This is a genomic window from Streptomyces sp. NPDC001348 (genome assembly GCF_053597535.1).
The window spans coordinates 1-25,217 of sequence record NZ_JBSFIK010000022.1; the positions used below are offsets into that span (position 1 = coordinate 1).

The following is a 25,217-nucleotide window of genomic DNA, read 5'->3' on the forward strand; positions in this document are numbered from 1 at the left end:
CCTGATGATCACCGGTCTCGTGCCTGTGCTGTTGCCGCGTCAACTCCCGCTCAACGCGGACGATCCACCCAATCCCGGAACTTGAAACCGCCCTGGGGCGGGTGCGGCAGGAATTTGCGACTCTGGAGGGCCTGGCGGGGTCCGAGGCACTGAGCAGGCGAGGGTCACGGTTGGTTGCCGTCCCGGCGGGGAAGCTTGTCGCCGATCGCCTCGACCAGGGTCTCGACCTCCTGGGGGAACTTGCGGGCCCAGGTCGTCAGGAACGCGCTCTTTACGATGTGGCCGGAGGTGAAGTCCAAGTCGCCGCCAATCTGTTCCCAGATCATGTGTCTGTCCCAGTTGGTCAGCGAGCGCTCCTTCACGACCTTCTTCACGCGCTCCTGGTCGTGCAGGTCGAGGTGGAGGGCCACCGCGAGCCGACCTGCTTCTTCATCGAGGCAGTCCAGAATCCGCCCCAGTACATGTGCTTCGGGCGAGCCGGAGCCAGGAAGCGTGAAGATCCCCTTCTCCGGGTCCGCACGTTCAGCTTGGTCACCGTCGAGGATGCAGATCGATGGAAAGGTGACGGTCGGGTCGACGTTGTGATGAGCGTTGACCTTGATGGCGGGGTCGTGGCCTCCCATTCCATGGACCTTGACCTCGTCCAGCTCGATACCTCCGTGGCTGCGCAGAGCGGTGGTGACCATGAGCTCAGCGAAGTCATCCTCAACGAAGATCGCGAGTTTGGCCTGGATCTGTCCGGTGATGGTCCGCAGGGCTCTGACGTCGAGCTTTCCCTGGATTACGGCGCCGTCCAGAGCGGCCCAGATGGCCTTGGAAGGCAGTGGGGCCAGCGCGTCGTTGGAGTGCGTGGTGAAAATGACCTGGCAGGACTTGCGGTGTGCGACACCGATCAGGTATTCGACCATGCGCTGAGTGGCCACCGGGTGTAGGCCGTTTTCGATCTCCTCGATCAGAATCATGGCCCCAGGGGAAGCGGCTTCGACCTCGGCGACGATGCGGATAACGCTCGCCTCGCCGGCGCCGAAGTGGAACTCGGAGTATCCGTCGCCCCGAGGGGTGAGCCCGGAGAAGAGTGAGACCTTGCCAGCCTTGTCCACGTAGAGCTGCTGGAACCCTTCTATGGGCTTGGCCAGGATCTTTGCAGCATGCTGAGTGACTTCAGGGTCAAGCGTGACCTCGCGCACCGCGGCGAAGGACCCACCGATGGCGGCCTTGAGCTTGGACCGCTCCGTGGCGGGCAGGGTCCGCTCGACTCCGAACACCAGCACCTCGCGATCGAGCGCGGTGCGATTCCATTTGAGCTGCTTGAAGCTCGCTGTGCGTGAAACCGACAAGCGCGGTGTGTGTTCTTTGTCGATCAGTTCATACTCAATCGACCAGTTCTGCATGCTGGCGTCATATTTGCCACTCTTGGCGAAGAATCGTCCCGGCGAGACACTCTTGTAGGCGAGCGCCGCTGCCCCCAGAACAGTGGTCTTGCCCCCACCATTTGGCCCGACGAGCGCAGTGACCGGGAAGTCGAAGGTGACTTCACGGTCGGTGAAGCCTCGGAGCTTCCGCAAGGTCAGCCGCTTGAGGTACTTGCCGTAGTTCTCCTTGGAGACCTTGGTCTCCAAGTCGGTGATCACGCTCGGCCGGACTTCGCTCCTGTAGTCAGCCACCACTGCCCCGTCTGTTTCTCGACTGCTTATGGGGTCATGGTCTCAGATGTGACGGTCCGAAAGGCGGCTCGTCACTCTGGTGCGGCCGGATGGAGGTCGGGATGGGGCGTGTTGTGCCTCTTTGTTGAGGCGTGCCGGTCTTTCGGCGTTGCCGGATCTCGCGCTGCGTCTCAGCCTTGTCGAACTGCTCTTCCTGCCATGCGAGGTGGCGGCGGCGCCTGGAGACGTGGAGGTTGAGTGTCGCGTAGGAGACGGACGTGTCGTGCTCATCCATCAACGCGGCCCAGATGTCCCGGGTGCCCAACCCCGCGTCCAGCATAGAGTTGATCAACAGCGTGGCCGCACGAGTCACGGGGGCTTGCTGGGGTGGGAGGTCGCGGGACAGCGGCCGGTTGTGAGCGAGGGCGTCTCGGACCAGTCGCCTCGGGACGCGGTAGCGGTCGGCGAGTTGCCGAAGGGTCAAGCCTTCGTCTCGGGCAGCGTCGTGCAGTTGGAGGTAGAGGTCCGGTCGCCTGCTCGCAAGATGCGCTTTCCCTGGCCCTGGTCGGTAGCGGCGGCGCGGCGTACTCACGTCGGAGAGCACACGCTCCAAGCCTGCGACGGTGCGTCCGGAGACGTCTGCGAGGCGCTCGACGCGAGGTTTGCCGAACCATTGAGGCGGGCCGCAGAGGAATCCGTGCAGGTAGCTGGGCTTGAGGTGGTTGGCATGGGCGAGACGCCGGATGAACGAGTCAGTTCCCTCGCCGAGCCGCGGCGAGACCTGGACGGGGAGCCGTGCAAGGTGCCCGTAGGGGGTGCCGGTCACCGCCTGCCCGCCTTCGCCGGCGGAGTGGGCGTCTCCGCAGCATGGTCCAGCGGAATCGCGCGGAGCACGCCTTCGGTGATGCGTTCGGTTCCGCTGAGGATGGCGTCGATCGCTGCTCCGCGGATGGCGTGCGACAGAGCCCCGATCATGCCGACTGTGCGGTTGTAGAGGTAGCGGTCCAGTTTGACCAGGCTGCCCGGCGGGTGGTCGTGTAGGAGCAGGGTCTGTTCCATGGTCGCGACCAGTCCCTTCCACTCGTCGCCGTAAGGGAACGGACGGGTCGGGACGAGGGTGAACCGGCCCGCGATCTGCGCGCCGCGGACCCCGGCCAGCAACTCGCTGTTTTCGATGTCGATGCCCGCGTAGACGAACGTGGCAGGGATGCGCTCGGAGAAGTACTTCAGCGTGTCCGACACCTCGGCGCCGGACCGGGTGGTCTGCGAAATGTTGTGGATCTCGTCGACGAGGACCAAGCCGACACGGGTGTCGGTGCAGACGCCCACCACAGCCTCGATGATGTCAGTCATGTTCGACCGAGCCCGGACCGGCAGACCGAGGAAGCGGGCAAATTCCGCGGCGACCATGCGGGGAGTCGCAGCGGGCGGGACGGTGATGTAAAGCACCGGGATGCGGTCGGGGACATTCGGGTGGCGAGCCCGGTCGAGGAGTTCATGGGAGCGTCCGAGCTGGGTAATGGCGCTGGTCTTGCCGGTGCCGGGCAGGCCGGAGACGATCAGCCCGCGACGGGCGCTGATCGTGTGCCGGTTGAGCAGGACCAATCGCCGCCCGCAGATCACCGTCTTCTCGACGAACGAGGTGGAGACGACGAGCAAGCGGGCGTGGTGGTCGAGACGGTTGTCGTCGTAGCGGACTCGTTCGTCCGGGGACAGCCGCCGCAGTTCGCCGGGGGCGAGCAGGCCTGGCGGTTTGGGCGGGCCGTCGATGAACCGGCGCCACCCCTCCAGAGTGGTGAGCTGGCGATTGGCGTCGGCGTCGGCCTCCTGCAGGACGGTCGGCGGGGATGTAGTCACGGACGCCTCCAAGGGTTGGCAAGCGGGTCGAACAGGCCCAGTGGGATGACCTCGGCGAGTTCGGTGTCCGCCTCCTCGTTCGAGGCGGTCATCGTGTCCGGCGGTGGGGTGTGGACTGGCCGGTCGGTGGCGGTTGCCCGCGTGCGGGCGGCGACGCGACGGTCCCTTCGGGAACGCTTGGTCGGCTGGCCCTTGTCCGTGGCCGGACCTTCGTGGGCGCGTTTGAGCAGGGCTGCGGCGGCGTCCGCGATCTGTTCCTCGGTGCCGCCCGGAACCTGTTCGCGGGCGTGGTCCCAGGCCATCTCGCCGAAGGGGACGCCGACGCGGTGCAGGTGTTTCCAGAACACGGTGATCCACCGGTTGCGCCGTCGGTCGCGTACCCAGATCCGGGAGATGTCGTAGGGGTCGTAGTGGATCTCCCAGAGGCCCTTCTTCACCGTCACCCCGGAGTGCTGGCGGCGCAGCGGGTTCAACTCGCGGTCGTCGTAGGTGCGGTGCTTGATGCGGATGCCGTAGGAGTTGATTGCCTGCCAGCGTTCTGGCAGTAGTTCGACGTAGTCCTCGCCGTTCAGCGGGACGGGAACATAGCCGCAGGACTCCAGCAGGATCGCGTACTTCTCGTTCGGTGAGAATGCCCGCCGGGGTGCATCCGGGTCGCGTAGCGCGTCATGGGGCCTGGTCTGCCAGCAGGCGATGATCCACTCGTCGAGAAGGTTCTGGAGTTCGGGGAGGGACCACAGCGGTCCGTCCTCCAACTTGCGGCCGCGGCGGTCCGTGGTCGAGCCGGTGTAACCGGCGGCGAACTGGGCGAACAGCGTGGCCGCGGAACCCAGGGTCTTCTCGATCGTGCCCTTCTCAAACGGCGATGCCTTGTGCGTCGGCTGCAGGTTGATGCCGAGGTAGCGGCAGGAGGCCCGGAAGTTGTGCGAGATGAACACCTTGCCGTGGTCGCAGACGATCGTCTCCGGCACGATCACCGGCCGGGCCGCCGCGTGCTCCAGACGCTCGTCGATGCTCAGCAACCGCCGGTGCGGCAACACCGATCGGGACATCCGCAATGCCTGAGACCAGCCCGGACGCATCGTCTCTGGGGTAACACTGCGGGCCAGCAGGGCGGAAGCGTCCGCGGCCTTCGTGGTGGGCCGCAGCACCGCCGCAGTGATCGACCTGGTGGCGATGTCGACCATGGCCGTCAGCTCGACCTTCTCGGCGACCCCGTCGTCCAGCCGCACCAGCACGTCCAGCGGCGTGGAGTCGATCTGCATCAGCTCACCCGGAGCACTGGCCGGCACTTCACCGAACGGTCCGGAGGGCCTGGCGTGGATCGAGCGGCGGGTGCGGGCCGAGCCGGTGGCGTGGGTGCCGGAGGCCAGTTTCTCGAACAGCCGGTAGAACGTGGCCCGCGACGGCAGCTCAGCGCCGGCGGTCTCCTCGTCAGCGGCGAGAATCTGCTGGGTCCGCCAGATGATGAACCCGATGGTCCTCGACGACGCTTCGGCAGTCTCGGCGATCGCCTGCCGCATGGCCTCCACCACCGCCGCATCGACCTGCCCGAAGGCCGGCATCTGTTTGGCCGACCGGCCGTCGGCCAGTCCAACCAGCCCGTCCCGCTGGTAGCGCTGGCGCCGCTGCTTGATCCCGCTGGCCGTTACCCGGTGCCCGGCCTCTGTCAGCTCGGCGGCCTTGGCCCGCTCGCGCTGAGCCAGCGAATGCTGTTTCGGGTCGAATTCAGACCGCGGACCGGCCCCGTCCGGGGCATCCGGCGGCACCCCGTGCAGGACCTCCAGAATGTGCCTCTCCCACCAGCAGGCCTGTTCAGCGGCCGTCTCGGGAAACTCCGCGATCCGGGCCGTCGGCGGCACCCGCCTCTCGCTGGTCACCGGACGCCCCCATCAGCCAGGCGCACGATCATGCGCGGCCCCATCAGCTCGGTCGCCATCGCTTCCACGGTCAGGTGCTGAAGCCAGAGGAGGTGGAACAGCACGGGCAGCGTTGTCAGCCGATCGCCCGCCGAGACAGCCCCAGCCATCAGCGGCCCCGGGGTCGCAAAGACCTCCCGGATGCGGGCCGCGACCGGGCCGTTAAGACAACGAGGGTGCCGGTAACGCGACAGCCACCGGACGTTCGCCAGCAGCACTGCCTCCGGAACCCCGACTCGGTCGAAACACCACCCGGCCTGGGCGCAGGCCAGGCGCGTCACTTCGAACGCTTCGGCATCCTTCGGCTCGATCCGCTCGTCCGCACGGACATCGACGACCACCGCCGAGCCGTCCCCACGGCGTACGAAGTAGTCCGGGGCGTGCCGACGCTCCCTCTCACCGTCGTGCCAGTGCAGCCAGAACGGCTGTGACGCGATCCCCACCACTTCGGGATCGAAGTCCATCAGCAGGACCCGGTCCCGCTCCAGCCACGACTCGAAACCGACGTGCCGCCCGGTCGTGGCAGCCCAGTACCAGCCCGGAAAGTGACGCTCACCACGCGACCACCGAAAGGGCCGTACGGGCGGTGTGTCCTCGAAGCGGGCCGTCACGCAGTCCAGGAGCGGACGTCGCCGACGCTCGCGTACCGCATCCACATACGACAGCTCGACATACGGCCCTGCAAGATCCACCTCAGCCGGTACAGCCACCCAGCACCCCCAGTGCGACTAGCCGCACGACTAGGTTCGCTGAGATAGAAGGCCAAACGACTGGGTTCGCTGAGTAAACGCCTCGAATGGATGAGAGCGGACAGCGGGGCCGGGCATGACCGCCCCGCGCGCGATGTACTAGAGTTATCTCGACATCGAGATATCTGCCGAAGGTGCACCGCAGCCGCCGGCTCGGTAAGGGTTACCTAACTTAGCCTTACCTTAGCGGATCGGCCGAGATGCCGAGGCGGCAGGATCGTGGTGGTACGCGCACATCAATGAAGGAGACTGTCGTGTCGGCGAACAGCTTCGACGCCCGCAGCACGCTGCAGGTGGGCGACGAGTCGTACGAGATCTTCCGGCTGGACAAGGTGGAGGGCTCGGCCCGACTGCCGTACAGCCTCAAGGTCCTGCTGGAGAACCTGCTCCGCACGGAGGACGGCGCGAACATCACCGCCGACCACATCCGCGCCCTCGGTGGCTGGGACTCCCAGGCGCAGCCCAGCCAGGAGATCCAGTTCACGCCGGCCCGCGTGATCATGCAGGACTTCACCGGCGTGCCCTGTGTCGTGGACCTCGCCACCATGCGTGAGGCCGTCAAGGAGCTCGGCGGCGACCCGGCGAAGATCAACCCGCTGGCCCCGGCCGAGCTGGTCATCGACCACTCCGTCATCGCCGACAAGTTCGGCACGAACGACGCCTTCAAGCAGAACGTCGACCTGGAGTACGGCCGCAACAAGGAGCGCTACCAGTTCCTGCGCTGGGGCCAGACCGCCTTCGACGAGTTCAAGGTCGTCCCGCCCGGCACCGGCATCGTCCACCAGGTGAACATCGAGCACCTGGCGCGCACGGTCATGGTCCGGGGTGGCCAGGCCTACCCCGACACCCTCGTCGGCACCGACTCGCACACCACCATGGTCAACGGTCTCGGCGTGCTCGGCTGGGGCGTCGGCGGCATCGAGGCCGAGGCCGCGATGCTCGGCCAGCCGGTCTCCATGCTCATCCCGCGGGTCGTCGGCTTCAAGCTCACCGGCGAGCTGCCCACCGGCACCACCGCCACCGACCTGGTGCTGACCATCACCGAGATGCTCCGCAAGCACGGCGTCGTCGGCAAGTTCGTCGAGTTCTACGGTGAGGGCGTCGCCGCCACCTCGCTCGCCAACCGCGCCACCATCGGCAACATGTCGCCGGAGTTCGGCTCCACCGCCGCGATCTTCCCGATCGACGACGAGACCATCAAGTACCTGAAGCTGACCGGCCGCTCCGAGCAGCAGCTCGCGCTCGTCGAGGCCTACGCCAAGGAGCAGGGCCTCTGGCTGGACCCGAAGGCCGAGCCCGACTTCTCCGAGAAGCTGGAGCTGGACCTGTCGACGGTCGTCCCCTCGATCGCCGGCCCGAAGCGCCCGCAGGACCGCATCGTCCTCGCCGAGGCCGCCCAGCAGTTCGCCAAGGACGTCCTCAACTACGTCGAGGCTCCCGTCGCCCAGCAGGCCACCGCGGCCTCCCCGGTCGACGAGGCGAGCAACGAGTCCTTCCCGGCCTCCGACGCCCCGGCCTACGGCCACCAGGAGAACGGCGCCGGCGCGCCGCAGCACGCCGCCGGCACCGGTGCGGCCGTCCCGTCGAACCCGGTCACCGTGACCGCCCCCGACGGCACGAAGTACGAGCTGGACCACGGCGCGGTGACGGTCGCCGCCATCACCTCCTGCACCAACACCTCCAACCCGTACGTCATGGTCGCCGCCGCCCTGGTGGCCAAGAAGGCGGTCGAGAAGGGCCTGACCCGCAAGCCGTGGGTCAAGACCACCCTCGCCCCGGGCTCCAAGGTCGTCACCGACTACTTCGACAAGGCGGGCCTCACCCCGTACCTCGACAAGGTCGGCTTCAACCTGGTCGGCTACGGCTGCACCACCTGCATCGGCAACTCCGGCCCGCTGCCGGAGGAGGTCTCCAAGGCCGTCAACGACAACGACCTCGCGGTCACCTCGGTCCTCTCCGGCAACCGCAACTTCGAGGGCCGTATCAACCCCGACGTCAAGATGAACTACCTGGCCTCCCCGCCGCTGGTCGTCGCGTACGCCATCGCGGGCTCCATGAAGGTGGACATCACGCGGGACGCCCTCGGCACCGACCAGGACGGCAACCAGGTCTTCCTGAAGGACATCTGGCCCTCCGAGGCCGAGGTCAACGACGTCGTGGCGAACGCCATCGGCGAGGACATGTTCAACAAGTCCTACCAGGACGTCTTCGCGGGCGACGCCCAGTGGCAGGCGCTGCCGATCCCGACCGGCAACACCTTCGAGTGGGACGCCGAGTCGACCTACGTCCGCAAGCCCCCGTACTTCGAGGGCATGGAGATGGAGCCGGCTCCGGTCTCCGACATCTCCGGGGCCCGCGTCCTCGCCAAGCTGGGCGACTCGGTGACGACCGACCACATCTCGCCCGCCGGTGCCATCAAGGCCGACACCCCGGCCGGCAAGTACCTCACCGAGCACGGTGTCGAGCGCCGCGACTTCAACAGCTACGGCTCCCGCCGCGGCAACCACGAGGTCATGATCCGCGGTACGTTCGCCAACATCCGCCTGCGCAACCAGATCGCGCCGGGCACCGAGGGCGGCTACACCCGCGACTTCACCCAGGCCGACGGTCCGGTGTCGTTCATCTACGACGCCTCGCGCAACTACATCGAGCAGGGCATCCCGCTGGTCGTCCTGGCCGGCAAGGAGTACGGGTCCGGCTCGTCCCGCGACTGGGCGGCCAAGGGCACCGCGCTGCTCGGCGTCAAGGCCGTCATCGCCGAGTCGTACGAGCGCATCCACCGCTCGAACCTCATCGGCATGGGCGTCCTGCCGTTGCAGTTCCCGGAGGGCCAGAACGCCGAGTCCCTCGGCCTGACCGGCGAGGAGACCTTCTCCTTCGCGGGTGTCGAGGAGCTCAACAACGGCACCACCCCGCGCACGGTCAAGGTCACCACCGACACGGGCGTCGAGTTCGACGCGGTCGTCCGCATCGACACCCCCGGTGAGGCCGACTACTACCGCAACGGCGGCATCATGCAGTACGTGCTGCGCAGCCTGATCCGCAAGTAACACGCGAGCAAGCGGTACGGCAGGGCAGTCGAGGGCCGCACCCCCGGTGACGGGGGTGCGGCCCTCCGCCGTTTCCGGGTGCGCGGCCGACGCGCACGGGGAGCCGGGCCGTGACCCCTGCGGCAGCCAGGCCCGGGGCGAATCAGGACGCGGAGGGGGGAAGACCGATCGAACGGCTTTCCTCCACGACCTGGTAGCCGGCGCTCGTGTACAGGTTCATCGCCACGTCGTTGCCGCCCCACACGGTGAACATCAGCACCGAGTCGCCCGCTGCGAGCGTGGCCTGTTCGCCGACCGCCATCGCGGCCCGCCCGTACCCCCTGCCGCGGTGCGCTTCCTCGATCTGCAGTGAGTAACCGTAGGTGATCCCTGGGAGATGCCCGTGCTTCAACCAGCCGGTACCGATCCGCTCGCCCGCCGCCTCGAGCACCAGGAACGTGTTGTCCGGTGTCGACAGTCCCTCGGGTATCAACTTGGCGAAGTCGCGGTCGGACTTGCGTGCGGCGTCCTCGGGGCTCAGGGCTCCCGCCCGGACGATGTCGCCGACGTAGGCGGCCTTTTCGGAGGCGAGCCATCCGAGGTACTCGTCCTGGGCCATCGGCCGTGCGGTGACGCCGTCGACGGCTTCGGGCACGGAACCGAGGCGTCGCGTCCTGAGCTGGCCGCGGACGCCGTAACCGTCGAACAGCCGGCCGGCCGACTCGGTGAGCCGTACCTCCAGTCGGCGAGCGCCGCGATCCGCGCACCATCCCTCGGCCCAGTCCCGGGCGGCCTGCTCGTGCTCCCGGCCTGCGTGGCGAGCGTCGACGTGGAGGTCGCCGATGCGGCCCGTGAGCGTGCCCTTGTCATCGGTCACGCCCACGGCGACGTGTCCCGCTCGGGCCCCGTCGTCCGTGATCTCGGCGACGGTCCAGCCGCCGATGTCGGCGCGTGCTTCCTCGGCCATGCGCTCCGCCGCGGCCGCACCGAGCCCAGCCGCCGTGTACGCGGCGAGCAACCGCCGCTCGAAGTCCTGCCGCCATTCCGTGCTGTCACCGAGGACGTGGATTTCTGTCACCGGATCACACTAGCCACGCTGTCATGGACCTGGCTTGTGTTTTTCGCCCGGCGCCCCGCTGTCGGACTACCGGCGGCCAGGGAAGACGCGGGGCGCCGGCCCGAGGGCGGGACGGGGGATTCCGCAGAGGTGCGGTTGCCGGTGCGGGACTAGCCTGGGAAGTACTCGGGCGGCCCGCACACGCCAAGGTCCGCGCAAGGCCGGCGCCCGCATCAGTCTCCTCGTTCTGCCGACCGGGCGCAGCGCCGCGTCGCCGACGGGCGCCCGCATCAGGCAGGAGAACGAAGATGGCTTGGAATGTGAACGGTACATATGTGGAGAGCTGCAACTGCGACACCGTGTGCCCCTGCACCACCTCGGGCCTTACCGCACCCGCCGACAACGAGCGCTGCCAGGTGACCCTCGCGTTCCACGTCGCACGAGGCGAGGTCGACGGCCTGGACGTCTCGGACCACAGCGTCGTCGTCTTCGCCGACACCCCGCAGGTGATGGCCGACGGCGGCTGGCAGGTGGCCCTGTACGTCGACGCCTCGGCCGACGACAGCCAGGCGGACGCGCTGGGCAAGGTGTTCTCCGGGCAGGTGGGCGGACCGATGGCGGCACTCGCGCCCCTCATCGGCGAGGTCCTCGGTGTCGAACGCGTCCCCATCGACTTCGGTGACGACGGACACCGTCACACCGTGCGAGTGGCGGACGCCATCGACATCGAGATCGAGGACCAGGTGGCCCCGCAGTACGGCGAGGACGGCCCGGTCATGGGACTGACCGGTATGTTCCACCCGGCGAACAGCACACTGACCGTCGCCCGGTCGACGCGGGCCCTCGGCAAGGACGTACACGGCCGCTCATGGGACTTCACCGGCCGCAACGCGCACTCGGCGACCTTCTCGTGGTCGGCGTGACCAGAACGACGATCACCGTTCGCCACCGGACGCGTTACACCGGGCTGCTGCTGCTCACGGCGGCTGCCGCCTGGGCCTGGGTGGTGCTGCGCCGGGGCGACATGGGATCCGGGACCATGACGGGGGACCTGTTCGCCTTCATGGTCACCTGGACGATCATGATGACCGCGATGATGCTGCCCGCCACGGCACCGGTCGCCTCCCTGTACGCACGGACGGGCCCCGTGCACGAGGCCCCGCGCATGATCGCGTTCACCGCCGGCTACGTGCTGGTCTGGGCAGCCGCCGGACTGCCGGCGTACGCCCTGGCCGTCGGCGCCGATCAGGTCACGACCGCACACCCCACGGCAGGGACGGCGGCGGCCGCCGCCGTCTTCGCCGTCAACGGTCTCTACCAGCTCACCCCGTTCAAGGACTTCTGCCTGACCAAGTGCCGCTCACCGATCGGCCTGCTGCTCCGCTACGCGTCGTACCACGGCCCGTCGCGCCACCTGCGCGCCGGAGCACACCACGGCGCGTTCTGCCTCGGATGCTGCTGGTCCCTGATGCTGCTGCTCACCGCGTTCGGTGTGATGAACCTCTGGGCCATGGCGGCCCTGGCCACCGTCGTCGCCGCGGAGAAACGCCTGCCGCGCGGTCCGCTTCTCGCCCGCGTCGTCGGCGTGACCTCGCTGGCCCTCGCGATCGCCGTCTTCTGGGCGCCCTTCCTGGCCCCCAACCTCACGGGTGGCGGCATGACCGGGATGCGGGGCCTCTCTCATCCGTGACGGGCCGAGGGCACCCAGGGGCTCCGACCTCACGGCTGTGCTTGCCTCGGCAGGGTCAGGATTTCGGCTCCGTCGTCGGTGATGGCGATCGTGTGCTCGCTGTGTGCCGTCCGGCAGCCTGTCGCGCTCCGGAGCGTCCACCCGTCGGCATCGGTGACGAGGGTGGCGGTGTCCGCCATGACCCACGGTTCCAGTGCCAGCAGCAGCCCGGGGCGCAGTTCGTATCCCCGGCCGGGCCGTCCGGTGTTCGCGACGTGCGGGTCCTGGTGCATCGTCGATCCGATGCCGTGACCTCCGAAATCGGTGTTGATCGGGTACCCCGCCTCGCTGAGGACCGTGCCGATGGCGTGGGAGATGTCGCCGATGCGGGCCCCGGGACCGGCGACGGCGATCCCCGCGGCCAGCGCACGCTCGGTCGCACTGATCATCGCGACGCTCTCCGGGGGCTTCGCGTCGCCCACGACGAAGCTGATGGCGGCGTCCGCGGCGACTCCGCCCTTGGAGACGGCGAGGTCGAGCGTCAGCAGATCACCGTCGGCCAGCGTGTAGTCGTACGGCCGCCCGTGGAGCACGGCGTCGTTGACGGCCGTGCAGATGTAGTGGCCGAACGGGCCGCGTCCGAAGGACGGCGCGTAGTCGACGTAACAGGACTGCGCTCCCGCCTCGACGATCATGGCCTTGGTCCACCGGTCGATGTCCAGCAGATTCGTGCCGACCGTGCTACGCCCCTTCAGCGTCTGCAGGATGTCGGCGACCAGGGCGCCTGTGTCCTTCGCCCGGGCCACCCGGGTGGGGTTCAGGATCTCGATCATGCGGCGACTTTCTCACGTGGTCAATAATTATACCGGCAAACTATACCGGTAAAGGTGGGGGAGTCGTGGTCGGGTTCCCGCCCGGCGCAGAGCAGGCCGACTCTGGTCACGACACGGTGAGGGGTGGTTGTCTGGCTGCGGCGATCTCACCGAACGCCCTGACTCGACCCGACCGGCCCGGCCGGCAGGAGGACTCCGCTGCCATGAGCAACAGCCCCTACACGTACGAATACAAGGTCGTCACCTTCCGGGAGTCGCTGATCGGCGACGCGCTGGACAGCGACAAACTGGAGAAGGTCCTGAACAAGCATGCCGAGGACGGCTGGGGTCTCAAGGCCATCACCTCCGCCGACGTCAAGGGCCGCATAGGCCCCGGAGCCGTCGAGGGGCTGCTGCTGACCTTCGAGCGTCCGCGCGGATGACGGGACCGCTGTGCCCCCCGGCCGAGGCCATGCCCGAGCGGACCTCGGCCGGGGGCCCGGGCGCCTGACGGGCCGCGAGTTTCGGATGGTCGACATCGGGGAGCCAGTCCTGCCCGGGTGCGTACTCCAGCCAGCGCCGGGCGCGGCCGGCCTCGGTGAAGCCGCGCAGCAAGGTGTCGAGCAGAGGATGGCGGGACGACTCCCGCCAGGCCAGCGACCACGCGTACAGCGGTGTCGGCTCGACGAGCGGGATACAGCGCAGGCCTGTCCGGTCCGGCAGCGGCACGTCGGCGGGGAAGACGGTGAAGCCTTCCGGGTCGGCGCTCAGGTGCTGGACGAGACGGTCCAGGCCCAGATTGGGGCCGTCGTGCCGCCGCGTGATCCCGAACTCGTCGGCGAAGCGGCGCAGGAAGTCCAGGCGGTCCAGTTCGGCCGGGCACCACAGGACGCTGTCGCGCAGGTCGGCCGGGCGCAGTGCGTCGGCGTCGGCCAACGGGTGGGACGGGCCGACCACCACGTCGACGGGTTCCAGCCGCACCAGCCGCTGGGTGAGTCCCGCGTCCCGGCCGTCGGGCAGCGGGTGCACCCGGCCGAATCCCAGGTCCGTGTCGCCGCTGAGCAGGGCCTGCGCCACTGACGGCCAGTCACGTCCCGGGCCCGGCTCCCATCGCACCGCGCCGAGCTCCCGTACCGCCTCGGCGACCGTGCGCATCGGCGCGTACAGATGGCCCCACGTGTCGATCCGTACGACCGGTCCGGCGCCCGTCACCGCAGCGATCGCCCGCTCACCGGCTGCGAGCGCCTCGCGCGCGGCCGGCAGGAACCGCACTCCCGCCTCGCTCAGCCGGACACCGCCCTGGCGCTCGAACAGCCTCGTGCCCAGCGACTCCTCCAGCCGTGCGATGCGCTTGGACAGCGCCTGCTGACTGGTCCTCAGTTCTTCGGCGGCCCGCCCGAAGTGAAGTGTCCCGGCGGTCGCGACGAAGGCGCGGACCAGGGCGAGGTCGAGGTCCATGCCGCTGACCTTATGCGACAACCCCGCGTTGTGGGCATGGCGGCCTGGTTGTTGGCCGGGCCGCCACTCCACCCGGTCGGATGGTCCCGACGGCAGGCCACCGAAGGGATGAGCACGATGAAAGCTTTCGTACCGACCGGAGATCCCGCCGAGCCGGTCGTCCTCGCCGATGTCGCCGAGCCGACGCCCCGCCCCGACGAGGCGCTGGTGAAGGTCGAGGCGTTCTCGGTCAACCGGGGGGAGACGTTCAAGCTGGAGAAGCCCGTCCCCGGCGAGCGTCCCGGCAAGGACATCGCGGGCCTGGTCGTGCAGCCGGCCGCCGACGGCAGCGGACCGTCCGGAATCACTCGGGTCGTCGGCCACCCCATGTCGGGCGGCTGGGCGGAGTGCGTGGCGGTGCCGACCGACGCGCTGGCCGAACTGCCGGACAGTGTCTCCGTGCTCGAGGGCGCCGCGCTGCCGCTGGCCGGGCTCACCGCGCTGCGGCTGCTGCGTGCCGCCGGACCGGTGCCGGGCCGGCGGGTCCTGCTGACCGGTGCCTCCGGGGGTGTGGGCCACTTCGTCACCGAGCTCGCGGCCGCCGCCGGGGCCCAGGTCACCGCCGTCACCCGGGACGCGGAACGCGGCGCCCGACTTGCCGCACTCGGTGCCGCCGAGATCGTCCACGACGTGGGCGACGCCCGAGGTCCGTACGACATCGTGCTGGAGTCGACCGGAGGCCGGGCCCTCCCCCTCGCGCTCGCACGGCTCGCCAGGCGGGGCACGCTCATCTGGTTCGGGCAGGCCAGCCGCACACCGGTGACGCTCGACTTCTTCGACTTCTTCACCGGGCCCGAGTCGGCCGTCATCCGCCACTTCCACTACCTCGACGCCGACAGCCGCCTCGACGACGATCTGGTGGCGCTCGTCCGGCTGACCGCCGAAGGCCGACTGCACCCCGAGATCGGCCGCGTCACGGACTGGGCCGACACGGCGACGACCCTGACCGACCTGCGCGACCGTCGCGTCCGCGGCAAGGCCGTCCTCACCCTTTCCTGAACCGTCCCCGTCCTCAACCACCCCTGGACCGAAGGAGCAAGACCGTGACCATCAACCACGACCCCAGGGCCGTCGTCGTCCGCTACGTCGAGGCCGTACGTGACGGCGACGCCGACGTCATCCACGACAGCTTCTCCGCAGACGCGACCTGGCACTACCCGGGCGACCTGCCCGTCTCCAGGGTGTGGCGAGGGCGCGACGAGATCGTCGACGAGTTCCTCGGCAACATGGGAACGGTCTTCGTCCCCGGCACCCTGGAGATCGAACTGGTCGGCACGATCGCCGAGGGCGACCGCGTGGTGGCCGAATGGACCGCCAAGGCCAGGACCGTGTACGGCGGCACCTACGACAACCGCTGCATCGGCATCTACACGGTGCGCGACGGCAAGATCGCCTCCGTCGTGGAATACGCCGACACCCGGCACGTGGCCGCGACCCTCTTCCCGGACCACGACACCCACCGGTCGACCGGCACCGAGTGAGCCACCCCCGTACGCCGTGGTGGTTCTCCGTACGTGTTCTCCTGCGACCTGATCCGCCGGACCGGCCCTGGCCGGCAGGCCCGGGGCGATCAAGAAGTCCGGATCCCGGCTTCGGTGCGTCACCCGACGGCCGATGCGGACTCCACCCCGCACCACCGTTTACATATCGCCTCCCAGCGGCTAACTTCCCAAGCAAGTGGGGTGGGAGCGCTCCCATCGTCGGACCGGAACCCGCCGCCGGGTTCGCTCCCGCCTCGCCCAGCCCCCCACGCACTCGCAGACCCTCGCACGGCCGTCAACCCAGAGGTAGATGTGTCATGCCTACGACGTCCCCACCATCCCCTCCGTCCCCACCACCCTCGAACGCCCGCGCGGAGCGTCCCCGGTTACCCCACCCCACCCGCCGGAGCGCCCTCTTCCTGGTCCTCCTGGCCCTCCTGACCACCATCCCCGCCCTCGGTCTCATCCTCGCCGCCGGCGGGCGGGCGGAGGCGCACGGGACGCCGATGAAACCGGGCAGCCGTACCTTCCTGTGCTGGCAGGACGCACTCACCAGTACCGGTGAGATCAAGCCCGTCAACCCCGCCTGCAAGGCGGCCCAGCAGGTCAGCGGCACCACGCCCTTCTACAACTGGTTCTCCGTGCTGCGCTCGGACGGCGCCGGCCGCACCCGCGGCTTCGTGCCGGACGGCCAGCTGTGCAGCGGCGGCAACCCCAACTTCACCGGCTTCAACGCCGCCCGCGCCGACTGGCCGGTCACCCACCTCACCGCGGGCGCGACCGTCGACTTCTCGTACAACGCCTGGGCTGCGCACCCCGGTTGGTTCTACGTCTACGTCACCAAGGACGGCTACGACCCGACCAAGCCGCTCACCTGGGACGAGATGGAGGACCAGCCGTTCCTCACCGTGGACCACCCGCCGCTCAACGGCAGCCCGGGCACGGTCGACGCCAACTACTCCTGGACCGGGAAGCTGCCGTCCGACAAGACGGGACGCCACATCATCTACATGGTGTGGAAGCGCTCGGACAGCACGGAGACCTTCTACTCCTGCTCCGACGTCGTCTTCGACGGCGGCCACGGCGAGGTCACGGGTATCCACGACCCGGGCAACCCGTCCGAGCCCCCGCCCGGCACCTGCACGGCCACCCGCAAGACCACCGGCAGCTGGGCGAACGGCTACCAGTCCGAGGTGACCGTCACCAACAGCGGTGACGTGCCGATGCTCGGCTGGATGGTCGACTGGTCGCTGCCGAGTGGGCAGTCGGTGGCCAGCCTGTGGAACGGCAGCGCGACGTACAGCGGACAGGACGTGATGGTCCACAACGTCGACTGGAACGGCTCGTTGAGTCCGGGGCAGAGTACGACGTTCGGATACGTCGTCCAGGGCTCCGGCGGTGACACCACGACGACCCTGCCCTGCCAGGTCGGCTGAACCACCCCTCCGGGCGGGCCCCGAAAGGGGAGGGGCCCGCCGGACACGCGCACGCTCCGGGCCCGCCGGACACGCGCACGCTCCGGGCCCGCCGGACACGCGCACGCCCCGGGCCCGCCGGACACGCGCACGCTCCGGGCCCGCCGGACACGCGCACGCCCCGGGCCCGCCGGACACGCGCACGCCCCGGGCCCGCCGGACACGGGCGGGCCCGGGGCCCACCGGTCAGGCCAGCAGTTCCACCTCCGCCAGCGTCGACTCCCGGTCGAGCACCAGCCGGTACTCCCGGTAGGTGCCCGGCGAGGCGATCGTGAAGGCCCGGGTCTGGTGGTCCCACCGGAAGGCTTCACGCGAGCGGTGGTCCAGGGTCTCCCAGTGGCTGCCGTCGGTGGAGCCCTGCAGGGTCCAGCCGGCCGGAGCGCTGGTGCGGTCCGCGGACGAGGTCAGGGTGTACTGGAGCGGCTCGACCGCGCCCCTGGCCGGCAGCGCCACCGAGGTGACCGTCGCGTCCGTCGACGAGGTGTTGTCGAACAGCGGGCCGTCGCCCTGCAGGACGTCCGCGCGGGGAGTCGGGACCTTGTCGTCCCGGGTGATGGACACCGGGGCCGCGTTCCGGCCCGAACCCCAGGTGGACGGCCGGGAGCCCATGTGGAAGTCCAGGACCGCGCCCTTGGCGAGCAGGGAGTGGGGCAGGGACGTCGAGGTCCAGGGCCGGCCGTTGACGGTCAGGCCCTGCACGTAGACGTTCCCGGCGCTGTTGCGGGGCGCCCGCACCACCAGGTCCCGGCCGTTCTCCAGGTGGACGGTCGCCTTCGTGAACAGCGGGGAGCCGATGGCGTACTCACCGCTGCCCATCACCAGCGGGTAGAAGCCGAGCGCGGAGAAGAGGTACCAGCCCGACTGCTCGCCGTTGTCCTCGTCCCCGTGGTAGCCCTGCCCGATCTCGCTGCCCGTGTAGAGGCGGGACAGTGCCTCGCGGACGGCGGCCTGCGCCTTCCAGGGCTGGCCGGCCGCGTCGTACATGTAGATCACGTGGTGTGCGACCTGGTTGGAGTGGCCGTACATGCCCATGCGTACGTCCCGGGCCTCGGTCATCTCGTGGATGACACCGCCGTAGGAGCCCACGAAGTCGGGGGAGGCCGTCTCCGGGGTGGCGAAGTACTGGTCGAGTCTGTCGGCGAGCGCGTCACGGCCGCCGTAGAGGTTGGCCAGGCCCCGGCCGTCCTGCGGAACGGTGAAGGCATAGCCCCAGCCGTTGGTCTCGGTGTAGTCGTAACCCCACACGCGCGGGTCGTACTTGGCGGAGTCGACCCGCCAGTGGCCCTGCGCGTCGCGGCCCTGGAAGAAACCGGCCTCGGGGTCGAAGAGGTCGACGTAGTCCCGGGCGCGGTTGAGGAAGTACTGCGACTCCTCCTCGTAGTGCCGCTCGCCGGTCTTCCGGTACAGGGCCTCGCCCATCCGCGCGATGCCGTAGTCGTTGACGTACCCCTCCATCGCCCACGACAGGCCCTCGGGCGTGTCGGTGCCGGTGTAGCCGAGGAAGGGCGAGGTGATCATGCCCTTGCGGCCCACGCCCGGCATCGGCGGCACGACGGTCGCGTTCTTCAGGGCCGCGTCGTACGCCGTCCTCGCGTCGAAGTGCACGCCCTTGACGTAGGCGTCGGCGAAGGCCACGTCCGAGGAGGTGCCGGTCATCAGGTCGGCGTACCCGGGGGAGGACCAGCGGGAGGTCCAGCCGCCGTCCTTGTACTGCTGGACGAAGCCGTCGACCATCCTGCCCGCCTGGGACGGTGTCAGCAGGGAGTACGCCGGCCAGGTCGTGCGGTAGGTGTCCCAGAAGCCGTTGTTGACGTAGACCGTGCCGTCCACGATCTTCGCGCCGGTGTGCGTCGGGGTGTCCGGACCCGGCATGGGGGAGAAGGGGGAGGCGTACTCGCTCCGGCCGCCGACCTCCTCGAAGCCGGAGTTGGGGTAGAGGTACAGCCGGTACAGGCCCGAGTAGAGGGTGGTCAGCTGCTCGGGGGTCGCACCCTCCACCTCGACCCGGCCGAGCAGCCCGTCCCAGGTCCGCCGGGCGCGCGCCCTGACCGTGTCGAAGGAGGTGCCGTCCGGGATCTCCTGGCGCAGGTTGTCCTTCGCCTGGTCGGTGCTGATCAGCGAGGTCGCCAGGCGCAGGGTGACCGTGCGGTCGGCGCCGGCGGCGAAGCGCAGATAGCCCTTGACCCCGCTCACGGCGCCGTCCGTGACCGGCTGGTCGAACTCGCCGTACACGAACAGCCGCGTCGCACCCGTCGACAGGCCCGACTTGACGTCGGAGTAGCCGGTGACGGTCCCGTGCTCCTCGTCCAGGGTGAGGCCCGCCTGCTCGGTGACGTTGTCGAAGAGCACGCTCGCGTCCGCGCCCGGATAGGTGAAGCGCAGCACCGCCGCGTGATCCGTCGGCGTCATCTCCGCCTTCAGCCCGTTCTCGAACCGCACCCCGTAGTAGTACGGCCGTGCGGTCTCGTTCTCGTGCCGGAAGGGCAGCGCCCGTGCCTCGCGTCCGGTGTCCGGGGTGCCCGGGGCGGCGGACGGCATCAGCTGGAAGGTCTGCCGGTCACCCATCCAGGGGCTCGGCTCATGACTCGCGCTGAACGCCTGGATCGTCGGCAGGTTGTCGTCGTCGTTGGCCCGCGCGTACTCGTACAGCCAGCTCAGCGAGGACGCGTTGGTCACCGGCGTCCAGAAGTTGAAACCGTGCGGGAGCGCGGTCGCCGGGAAGTCGTTGCCGCGGGAGAAACTGCCGCTGGAGTTGGTGCCGCGCGTGGTCAGCGCGTAGTCGGACAGATGGGCCCGGGGCTTCGCGGGGGCCGCCGGTGCCATCACCACGTCGTCCAGCCAGCCGCGGAACTTCGCCGGCCCGGCCGGGGAGTCGTAGGCCAGCAGTACGCGGTCGACCGTCTTGCCCGCCGCGACCGACCCGATCCGTGAGACCACGTCGTTCCACTGGTTGACGTACAGCACCTTGGCCGCGCCCTGCCCCCGCGGCGACAGGGGGAAGCCGTGCTGGTCGCTCGCGCCGAGGTCGCTCAGATAGGTGCCGTCGGTGAACGCGAGGTCCACGGAGACGTTGGTGGCGTCGTAGTCGCGGTCGCCGTCGGCCATCGAGGGGAAGAGGCGGTACGACAACCGGGTGTCGGGGCCGACCGCGACGTTCACGTCGAAGATCTTGTTGTACGAGTACGCCCGCCCGGCCGCCGTGTGGCGTCCAGCGTAACGCAGTGCCCGCTTTCCGGTGAACCCGGCGCGGGCCTTCGCGGTCGGCGAGCCGCTCGGTCCCCGGTCGACCAGCGAGAGCATGTCCTGCGGGACCGGGCCGCCCCCGCCGCCCGTGGAGAACTGCACATCGGCGAGCTGCACGATGTCCGGGGCGCCGGCGTTCTTCGTGATCTCCAGCCGGAAGTGCTGGTACTCGGCCGGCTCGGCGAGGTCGTAGGACTTCGTCCGGAACCGTTCGGAGAAGGACTCGCCGGAGCGGGTGTCGACGGTCTTCCAGTCCTTGCCGTCGGCGGAACCCCGCAGGGTCCAGTCCTGAGGGTCGCGTTCGGCGAAGTCATTGGCCGAGGTGAGGGCATATGTCAGGATTTTCAGGGGTTTGTCCAGATCGAACTCGACCCAGCCGGTGTTCTCGAAGGTCAGCCACTTGGTGCCGGGCTCGCCGTCGACGAGGTTCTCCTTCACCTCGCCCGCGCCCGCGTTCTCGCCGCCGGCCCGCACATCCGTGACATGGTCGGTCACATTGCCCGGGATGCCGGTGCTGTAGCCGCCGTCGACACCCGAGGCGCGCTCGGCGCCGTCCGGTCCGGTGTCCACGGTGTTCAGCCAGTCCGGAGCGGGATCGCCCGGTTCGAACGAGGACGCGAACTCCCGGTCGGCGGCGGGCGTCCCGGCGGGCAGCGCGACCGCGGCTCCCGGTGAGCCCACCGCCATGACGAAGGCGGCCGTGAGGACGGCCGCCGGACCCCATCTGTACCGAGTTCTCCGCTGCATCTACGGAAACCCTCCCTGCGCCCGGTCATCCGGACAACGTTGTCAACTGTGGGCGCAGGAACCAGTAGGTGGTCAAGTGGCCGGTGATGTCAAGGCCGTTGAGTGTGGCATTCAGGCCTAATGGCAGGGAATTCTCCCGCACGGAACACGCAGGGGGCTCGTATTTCCGCGAGGTCTCAACTCGGATAAGACCCATGGCCAACCCTGCCCTCGATCTTGCTCCGCCGGTGAGGAGTGGACTATACCTGTCGGCGTTTCCTGCAGTACTCGGCGTTTCCTGCACGACCCAGCGCTACCCGACCGCGGTGCCGGGGAGGATCCGGTTCACCGCCTGAGTCCTGGAGAAGGCGAGGACTTGAGCATGGGATCCACTTCCGCAGCGAACCACGGTGCCGGCGGTGTCGGCCGCCGCGACCTGATCAAGCGGTCGGCCGCACTCGGCCTCATGGGCGTCCCGGTGGCGGGATTCCTGTCCGCGTGCGCCAGCAGTGGCGGCGGCGGTCAGGACAAGGCCAAGACGGGCAAGAAGACCGGCAAGAACCCGCTCGGCGTCAACGACACCGCCCCGATGGAATTCGTCCTGTTCGACGGCGGCTTCGGCAAGGAATACGCCCAGGACGCCGTGAAGATCTACCAGAAGGACTTCCCGAAGGCGAAGGTGAAGTTCTCCGCCACCCAGAAGATCCAGTCCACCCTCCAGCCCCGCTTCAACCAGGGCACCCCGCCCGACCTCATCGACAACTCCGGCGCCGAGCAGATGGACATGGGTGTCCTGGTCGGCAAGAAGCAGCTGGCCGACCTCACCCCGCTGCTGGACGCCCCGTCGTACGACGACCCGGACAAGAAGGTCCGTGACACGCTGCGCCCCGGCATCGTGGAGATGGGCCAGTTCGACGGACAGCCGGTCTGGATCCTGTACTACGCCTACACCGTCTACGGCGTCTGGTACTCCCAGAAGGCCCTGGACTCGCTGGACGAGAAGTACCCCGAGACCTGGGACCAGATGCTCGCGGTGTGCGCCAAGGCCAAGAAGAAGGGCATGGCGGGCTGGACCTACGCGGGGAAGTACCCGTACTACATCCCCTTCTCGCTGTACCCGATGATCGGCAAGGTCGGCGGCCGTGAGGTGCTCGACGCCATCGACAACCTCGAGCCGAACGCCTGGAAGCACCCGGCCGTCAAGGCCTGCTTCGAGGCGTACTACGAGCTCTACAAGAAGGGGTACATCCTGCAGGGCACCCCGGGCCTGGACCACATCCAGTCGCAGACCGCGTGGGCCAAGGGCAAGGCGCTGTTCATCCCGAACGGCTCCTGGGTGGAGAACGAGTCGGCGAACGTCATCCCCAAGGACTTCGACCTCGCCGTCTCCGCGCCCACCGGCATCGACTCCTCCGACAAGATGCCCTTCGGCACCATCTGGGCCTCCGGTGGCGAGCCCTTCGTCGTCCCGGCGAAGGCCGCGAACCCGGAGGGCGGCATGGAGCAGCTGCGCATCATGCTCAGTGAGGCCTCCTCGAAGAACTTCACGGCCAAGGTGAAGTCGCTGACCGCCTACAACGGCGGCACCTCCGGGATCACCCTCACCCCTGGCCTGAAGTCGGGCGTCGCCGCGCTGCAGAAGGCGGGTGACAATGTGGTGAATCCGCGTATCCAGGACTGGTACGTCCAGCTGCAGAAGGAGCAGATCGGGGTGGCCGGTCTCGGCGAGATGATGGCCGGAAGGGCCACCCCGGCCGAGACCATCAAGAAGATCCAGGGCTTCGCCGACGCGGCCGCCAAGGATTCGACGATCAAGCACTACAAGCACCAGTAACCCGTACGGCCCATACAGCCCGTATTCCATATCGGCACCGGAGTGGCGATGCAGCACGGCAAGTACCGGTTCATCGTGGGGTTCCTGGCGCTCCCCCTGGGACTGTACGCGCTCTTCGTGGTCTGGCCGTTCATCCAGTCCATCTACTACTCGTTCACGGACTGGACCGGTCTGAGCCCCGAGTTCAAGATGGTCGGCCTGGACAACTACAAGAGGATGCTCAGCGACGAGATCTTCTGGAAGTCCTTGCAGCACAGCTTGATGTTCGCGGTCGTGCTGCCGCTGGTGACGATCAGCCTGGCGCTGTTCTTCGCCTTCATGATCAATGTGGGCGGGCGCAGGAGGAGGGGCGGCCCGGTGATCTCCGGGGTCCGGGGCTCCTCCTTCTACAAGATCGTCTATTTCTTCCCGCAGGTGCTGTCGATCGCGATCGTCTCCCTGCTGTTCGCCTTCGCGTACAACCCCGACAGCGGCGCGCTCAACTCGCTGCTGCGGGGGATCGGCCTCGGCCACGTCCAGCCGCTGTGGCTCGGCGACCCGAACCTGGCCCTGTGGTGCGTGATGGCGGTGCTCGTCTGGTCCACGGTCGGCTTCTTCGTCGTCCTGTTCTCGGCGGGCATGGCCTCCATCCCGGCGGACCTGTACGAGGCCGCGCTGCTGGACGGAGCCGGCCGCGCCACCACCTTCTTCCGCATCACCCTGCCGCTGCTGTGGGACACCGTGCAGTCCGGCTGGGTCTACATGGGCATCCTCGCCCTGGGCGCCGAGTCCTTCGCGGTCGTGCAGATCATGACGACCGGGCCGGGCGGCCCCGACTACTCGACCACCGTGCTGGTCCTGTACGTGTACCAGAAGGCGTTCCGGGACGGTCAGGCCGCCTACGCCACCACCATCGGCGTCGCCCTGCTCGTCGTCACGCTGGCCTTCGCCGCGGTCGTGATGCGGCTGGGCCGTCGCGAGCGGCTGGAGTTCTGAGCAGATGAAGACGACGGAATCTCCCGAGACCCCCGGCACTCCCGAGACCCCCGCCCCCGCGCCCGCCGGGTCCGGTGTCCCCGTGGTGAAGGTGGACCTGCCGGCCGGAGCGCGGCCGGGGCGGAAGAAGGAGGGCGGCGTCCTCAACGTCTTCTCGCACGGCATCCTGGTCATCTGGGCGATCATGGTGGTCATGCCGCTGCTGTGGGCGGTGATGACGTCCTTCAAGGACGACAGCTCCATCTTCGGCTCGCCCTGGTCGCTCCCGGACAGGCTGCACTTCGACAACTGGGCGCGGGCGTGGACCGACGCCAACATGAGCGACTACTTCCTCAACACCGTCCTCGTGGTCGGCGGTTCGCTCATCGGCACGCTGGTCCTCGGCTCCATGGCCGCCTACGTCCTGGCCCGCTTCGACTTCCCCGGCAACCGCTTCATCTACTACCTGTTCATCGGCGGCATGAGCTTCCCGGTCATGCTGGCGCTGGTCCCGCTGTTCTACGTCGTGAACAACATGGGCCTGCTGAACACCATCCACGGCCTGATCCTGGTCTACATCGCCTACTCGCTGCCGTTCACGGTGTTCTTCCTGACTGCGTTCTTCCGCACCCTGCCGACCTCGGTGGCGGAGGCGGCCTTCGTCGACGGCGCCTCCCACTCCCGCACGTTCTTCCAGATCATGCTGCCGATGGCCAAGCCCGGCCTGATCAGCGTCGGCATCTTCAACTTCCTGGGCCAGTGGAACCAGTACATGCTCCCCACGGTCCTCAACACCGACCCCGACAAGCACGTCCTCACCCAGGGCCTGGTCCAGCTCGCCGTCAGCCAGGGCTACAAGGGTGACTGGTCCGGTCTGTTCGCGGGACTGGTGATGGCGATGCTGCCGGTGCTCGCCGCGTACATCGTGTTCCAGCGTCAGGTGGTCGCGGGGCTCACGGCGGGGGCTCTGAAGTAGCGCGCGGAGGCGGCACCCGCCTTCGCAGAAGCAGATTCGCACGCGGCCGCCCGCCCTCCCGCCGGGCGGCTCCGGACCATTCCGCGATCATTCCGCGTCTGAACGGTCCCGCCGGCTCTCCGGCGCCCCGAGAAGTTCCCGCTCCCGGCCCCCGGCACGGCTGCCGGAACCCCGTCGTCCGGCACTGCCGCCCTGCTCGGGAGTGGCGTGCGCAGACCCGGACGGGGTGTCGGGCGGAACGGAACATGCGAGAGCGATTTCCGTCAAGGACTTGACTGCGGTAACCCCTACAGCAC

Annotated in this window: 18 protein-coding genes; 10 read left to right on the forward strand and 8 right to left on the reverse strand. The window is 68.7% G+C overall.

The window, feature by feature from the left end; all coding sequences use genetic code 11:
- Positions 1-164: 164 nt before the first annotated feature.
- From ACWC21_RS22855 to ACWC21_RS22870, 4 genes are all read right to left on the reverse strand, one after another.
- Complete coding sequence (locus tag ACWC21_RS22855; RefSeq protein ID WP_450884633.1) at positions 165-1,664, reverse strand: ATP-dependent nuclease; 1,500 nt, start codon at positions 1,662-1,664, stop codon at positions 165-167.
- An 801-nt stretch (positions 1,665-2,465) separates the two neighbouring features.
- Complete coding sequence (locus ACWC21_RS22860) at positions 2,466-3,500, reverse strand: ATP-binding protein (RefSeq protein ID WP_450884635.1); 1,035 nt, start codon at positions 3,498-3,500, stop codon at positions 2,466-2,468.
- Positions 3,497-5,023, reverse strand: a complete 1,527-nt coding sequence (locus ACWC21_RS22865; protein WP_450884753.1) for a Mu transposase C-terminal domain-containing protein — start codon at positions 5,021-5,023, stop codon at positions 3,497-3,499. The genes ACWC21_RS22860 and ACWC21_RS22865 overlap by 4 nt, the downstream gene beginning before the upstream one ends.
- Positions 5,024-5,376: 353 nt before the next feature.
- Complete coding sequence (locus ACWC21_RS22870) at positions 5,377-6,129, reverse strand: TnsA-like heteromeric transposase endonuclease subunit (RefSeq protein ID WP_450884637.1); 753 nt, start codon at positions 6,127-6,129, stop codon at positions 5,377-5,379.
- 293 nt (positions 6,130-6,422) lie between these two features.
- Here ACWC21_RS22870 and ACWC21_RS22875 point away from each other — a divergent pair, with 293 nt between their 5' ends.
- Entirely contained in the window at positions 6,423-9,218 is a 2,796-nt protein-coding gene (locus tag ACWC21_RS22875) for an aconitate hydratase (RefSeq protein WP_450884639.1), read from the forward strand.
- Positions 9,219-9,360: 142 nt separating this feature from the next.
- Here the strand turns inward: ACWC21_RS22875 and ACWC21_RS22880 are convergent, their stop codons facing one another.
- On the reverse strand, positions 9,361-10,275 hold the full coding sequence (locus ACWC21_RS22880) for a GNAT family N-acetyltransferase (RefSeq protein ID WP_450884641.1): 915 nt from the start codon (positions 10,273-10,275) through the stop codon (positions 9,361-9,363).
- Between the two features lie 287 nt (positions 10,276-10,562).
- Between ACWC21_RS22880 and ACWC21_RS22885 the strand changes: the two genes are divergently transcribed.
- Both ACWC21_RS22885 and ACWC21_RS22890 read left to right on the forward strand, forming a co-directional pair.
- The gene (locus tag ACWC21_RS22885; RefSeq protein ID WP_450884643.1) at positions 10,563-11,177 is read left to right on the forward strand and encodes a DUF1326 domain-containing protein; all 615 of its coding nucleotides are present in this window, start codon (positions 10,563-10,565) and stop codon (positions 11,175-11,177) included.
- On the forward strand, positions 11,174-11,944 hold the full coding sequence (locus ACWC21_RS22890; protein WP_450884645.1) for a DUF2182 domain-containing protein: 771 nt from the start codon (positions 11,174-11,176) through the stop codon (positions 11,942-11,944). Before ACWC21_RS22885 ends, ACWC21_RS22890 begins: the two co-directional genes overlap by 4 nt.
- A 29-nt stretch (positions 11,945-11,973) precedes the next feature.
- Here ACWC21_RS22890 and map read toward each other — a convergent pair whose 3' ends face one another.
- Positions 11,974-12,756 (reverse strand): type I methionyl aminopeptidase, encoded by a 783-nt coding sequence (gene map / locus ACWC21_RS22895; RefSeq protein WP_450884647.1) that lies wholly within the window; start codon positions 12,754-12,756, stop codon positions 11,974-11,976.
- 203 nt (positions 12,757-12,959) lie between these two features.
- Here map and ACWC21_RS22900 point away from each other — a divergent pair, with 203 nt between their 5' ends.
- Complete coding sequence (locus ACWC21_RS22900; RefSeq protein ID WP_450884649.1) at positions 12,960-13,178, forward strand: DUF4177 domain-containing protein; 219 nt, start codon at positions 12,960-12,962, stop codon at positions 13,176-13,178.
- Here ACWC21_RS22900 and ACWC21_RS22905 read toward each other — a convergent pair.
- The gene (locus ACWC21_RS22905) at positions 13,111-14,193 is read right to left on the reverse strand and encodes a LysR family transcriptional regulator (RefSeq protein WP_450884650.1); all 1,083 of its coding nucleotides are present in this window, start codon (positions 14,191-14,193) and stop codon (positions 13,111-13,113) included. The genes ACWC21_RS22900 and ACWC21_RS22905 overlap by 68 nt on opposite strands.
- A 117-nt stretch (positions 14,194-14,310) precedes the next feature.
- Between ACWC21_RS22905 and ACWC21_RS22910 the strand changes: the two genes are divergently transcribed.
- The 3 genes from ACWC21_RS22910 (at position 14,311) to ACWC21_RS22920 (ending at position 17,149) form a co-directional block, all read left to right on the forward strand.
- Positions 14,311-15,231, forward strand: a complete 921-nt coding sequence (locus tag ACWC21_RS22910; RefSeq protein ID WP_450884651.1) for a zinc-binding dehydrogenase — start codon at positions 14,311-14,313, stop codon at positions 15,229-15,231.
- Between the two features lie 44 nt (positions 15,232-15,275).
- Positions 15,276-15,713, forward strand: coding sequence for a nuclear transport factor 2 family protein (locus ACWC21_RS22915; RefSeq protein WP_450884652.1), 438 nt, complete (start codon positions 15,276-15,278; stop codon positions 15,711-15,713).
- Between the two features lie 317 nt (positions 15,714-16,030).
- On the forward strand, positions 16,031-17,149 hold the full coding sequence (locus tag ACWC21_RS22920; protein WP_450884653.1) for a lytic polysaccharide monooxygenase auxiliary activity family 9 protein: 1,119 nt from the start codon (positions 16,031-16,033) through the stop codon (positions 17,147-17,149).
- Between the two features lie 225 nt (positions 17,150-17,374).
- Here the strand turns inward: ACWC21_RS22920 and ACWC21_RS22925 are convergent, their stop codons facing one another.
- Entirely contained in the window at positions 17,375-21,178 is a 3,804-nt protein-coding gene (locus ACWC21_RS22925; RefSeq protein ID WP_450884654.1) for a GH92 family glycosyl hydrolase, read from the reverse strand.
- A gap of 361 nt (positions 21,179-21,539) precedes the next feature.
- Here ACWC21_RS22925 and ngcE point away from each other — a divergent pair, with 361 nt between their 5' ends.
- From ngcE to ACWC21_RS22940, 3 genes are read left to right on the forward strand one after another with little or no spacing between them, the layout of a single operon-like run.
- The gene (ngcE, locus tag ACWC21_RS22930) at positions 21,540-22,991 is read left to right on the forward strand and encodes an N-acetylglucosamine/diacetylchitobiose ABC transporter substrate-binding protein (RefSeq protein ID WP_450884655.1); all 1,452 of its coding nucleotides are present in this window, start codon (positions 21,540-21,542) and stop codon (positions 22,989-22,991) included.
- Positions 22,992-23,039: 48 nt separating this feature from the next.
- Entirely contained in the window at positions 23,040-23,966 is a 927-nt protein-coding gene (locus tag ACWC21_RS22935) for a carbohydrate ABC transporter permease (RefSeq protein WP_450884656.1), read from the forward strand.
- A gap of 4 nt (positions 23,967-23,970) precedes the next feature.
- Positions 23,971-24,921 carry a carbohydrate ABC transporter permease gene (locus ACWC21_RS22940; RefSeq protein ID WP_450884657.1) on the forward strand — a complete coding sequence of 317 codons (951 nt, stop codon included), beginning with the start codon at positions 23,971-23,973 and terminating at the stop codon, positions 24,919-24,921.
- Positions 24,922-25,217: the final 296 nt, after the last annotated feature.